The organism is Actibacterium sp. D185-2, assembly GCF_054954595.1.
Genome location: NZ_JBPWNX010000052.1, coordinates 1 through 2,780, shown reverse-complemented (window position 1 = coordinate 2,780; position 2,780 = coordinate 1). Strand labels below are relative to the sequence as shown.

The following is a 2,780-nucleotide window of genomic DNA, read 5'->3' as shown; positions in this document are numbered from 1 at the left end:
CACTGCCGCGCGCATAACTCCCAAAACTTGGCATGAGTTCCTCGACGACTTCGTCCATGACGCCGATCTCGTCGCCCGCATCAAGGCCCAATCGCCGCGGTAGCAACCGGCCGGTTACGATGAAACTCATCACACGATATGACGCACAGAAACTTAGCCTGGAGGAACTGCAAGGCCTGTTCCGCGAAGCATTCAACGCCGTGGCCGCCGCCCCGCGCGGCAGCGAAGAGCGCCGCAATGCAATGGCTTCATTGGATAACCTAGAGCGTGAGCTAGCTTTGCGAGTCCCTAAGCCTTGAAGTATTTAGAGGCCGTCAGAACGGAGATAAATCTCCGTCCACCTTGTCCACCAAACGCTTCACTACTGTTGCGGTCTCACGAACATAGTCTTTATTGAAGACTGTGTTTTTGGTGCCTTCGCTATCAAAGCCGTTTCGGTGAACGCAGTCGTGCCTATGCAAAACGGACTTGTGTAGATGCTGCCAATCGTCATTGCTAGTTTTTAGTTCGACCCCTAACGCGGCATCGTACAAAAACTGAACCTTACCAAGATTGTGATACAAAATTCTGCGTAGATAACCTTGGACGTGGCGCTCCACAATTCCTTCGTCACCTGCGATATCCTTTAGCGAGAAGTTTTGTTTGTTGAGTTCAGTATCTTTCGCCAGCAATGCCTTGGTTTTGTTCGGATCTCCCAGTACTTGGCTCATGAGTGTGTCAGCCAGATACGCCTCCATCGCGGAAATGAGCTGCGCAAATATCATTCGGGCAACTATCTGATCATCGTGCGCCAGAACGAATTCTATATCCAGTAGTTCCAACATCTGATCATGGGTGGATAAAAATATGCCGTGAGGATCATCAGGGATGTCATATTCACCCCAATTGTAGTCATCAGTTGGCGAGTACATGGGCGGATCGCCGTGAATCTCTAGATCGTGCTCTTCAATGGAAATGGTGCATTCGTGGCCGGTACAGTACGCATAGCCGTCAAAATTCGCCTTGCAGTTTGGGCATGAAATGTACACTTCCCCCTCAGACACATGCTCGGACATCTTGTCACTCATGAAGTTCAGCTCGGGCACCTGAACTTCAATACCGGAAGACTGACCGCATGACGGGCAGTGGAAAACGATGTTGGTCTGAAATTGTTGCATTCTAAGTTTTCCTAGGTTTCCAAGCAGCGCACAATGAACTCGGCCATGCTGTCCCACATGGCCGTTAGGTGCTTGTCTGATGGTGCGAAATCCGGCGAATGCACATAGCGGTTCAGTGTATCAGCGGAAACCAGTTGGTCTATCTGTCCAAATTTTTTTGTTGCATCCAGTTGCTTTTTGTCAATTTTCCCATCGTCAAAAAGATGTTGGCTTACTTTCTTGACCTTCAAAGACAACTTATCGTTTTGGTGAACCGATGTGCCTTGTCGAGATACGTAGTTCTCAATCGATATCTCCAAGAGCACACGAAACAACACAGATATCGCATTGCGGTGGTTACTCAGGTTCAGCCTGAATTGAAGCTCTTCCCAGATTTCGTGGTGTCGCTGGAGACGCCCCGGCCAAGTAATACCAAATTCTTTTTGAGGAATTAGTGTCGTTCTAGAAGTTGGCTTGGGAGGCGGACCGGGTTTTGGCTTTGGGGGAGGTTTAGGTCCGGGCGAAGGAGGTGTTGGTTTGCCGCTGCTTGTCAACGCATCTGCAACGGTAGGAAGAACACCCTCCTTATCTAGTTGATCCAGATAGGTTCTTTTTCCGTCAACATCCCAGAGGTCACCCAAAACGATTTTTCTGGTGGCCAAATCCTCTGCGACACGTGCTAGCGCAGAAAGCACCTTTTCCTGATTGTGCGTGTATTCAAATTTTTTCTTTCGAACGCTAAACCCGAGCCTGTTTCTAAACGCTTCGGCGGATAACAGTCGGTTCATTGTTGAGCGAGGTAATTGGCGGCGTTTCGGTAACATCCCGGCAGCTGAAAGCCGCTGTTCTATCTCATCCGCAACATTAAAGCCGCCGCCCTGACCCGTCCGTAGAACGAAGTTGTCCTTCATGCGATCATCCCAGGTGGACTGGCCAACACCGTTCTGAGAACCTGTGTGACGACGAAAGAGTATGCTGTCCAGCCTGTCACGATCGTTCTCAACGTGGCAAGTAATCTTGTCAGGAAACGGGCCTGACCACTGTGTCCTCAGTTCGACGAAGAACGCTTGCAACTGAGTGGTTGGTGCTCGCGAAGGATCAGCCAGAAGTTTAAGGCAAGTCACGCGCCGATTGCCGTCAAACACGATGAACGAACCATTGTCAGCAGAGACAAGCGGTGGCTCATAGATTGTGCCCTGTTCAACAATATCTTTTGCAAGGTTACGCATATGCGTTTCTCGCATGTTGAATAACCATGCGATGGCGGCGGTCTCATTCTCTAGTTCGCCGTGCCTGTCGTTAGCACGGTTCACGCTTAAATCACTCAGTGGAATATTTCTTAACTGCATAATCCATATGATAAATCACACGTGCAGGTGTAGCAATCGTAATCGTGTTCTCAACTCGGTTGTTCTAATGCTTCTTTTTGCGGTCTCGTTTTTGCCGGTCGACTAGATATTGCTCCCTAGCGCTTGGGATTCCCAAGATTCTTGCAGCTGTTGATGTATCAGTTTTACCAATCCATGAGAGTGTCCGATCTTCTGTGTAACTTCGGTTTGGTCCATGCTTCCTGAGAGGAGCAAGGACGATGACGATTTCCAAAGAACTGCTGGACGAACTTCTGAAGGGCTGCGAGCGGCCTGA

At 49.5% G+C, this 2,780-nt stretch carries 3 protein-coding genes; 1 reads left to right on the top strand and 2 read right to left on the bottom strand.

From position 1 onward, the window contains the following. The first annotated feature begins 119 nt into the window (after positions 1 to 119). A complete protein-coding gene (locus ACSR1C_RS20470) occupies positions 120 to 299 on the top strand; it encodes a hypothetical protein (RefSeq protein WP_460260853.1) in 180 nt (59 codons plus the stop codon). A 15-nt stretch (positions 300 to 314) separates the two neighbouring features. Here the strand turns inward: ACSR1C_RS20470 and ACSR1C_RS20465 are convergent, their stop codons facing one another. Further along, on the bottom strand, positions 315 to 1,157 hold the full coding sequence (locus ACSR1C_RS20465; protein ID WP_460260854.1) for a hypothetical protein: 843 nt from the start codon (positions 1,155 to 1,157) through the stop codon (positions 315 to 317). A gap of 11 nt (positions 1,158 to 1,168) precedes the next feature. Continuing rightward, entirely contained in the window at positions 1,169 to 2,365 is a 1,197-nt protein-coding gene (locus ACSR1C_RS20460; protein WP_460260855.1) for a ParB N-terminal domain-containing protein, read from the bottom strand. Positions 2,366 to 2,780 lie beyond the last annotated feature (415 nt).

Coding starts and splice junctions, on each gene's coding strand:
- ACSR1C_RS20460 (WP_460260855.1), bottom strand. CDS start 2,365: ATGCGTAACCTTGCAAAAGATATTGTTGAACAGGGCACAATCTATGAG.
- ACSR1C_RS20465 (WP_460260854.1), bottom strand. CDS start 1,157: ATGCAACAATTTCAGACCAACATCGTTTTCCACTGCCCGTCATGCGGT.
- ACSR1C_RS20470 (WP_460260853.1), top strand. CDS start 120: ATGAAACTCATCACACGATATGACGCACAGAAACTTAGCCTGGAGGAA.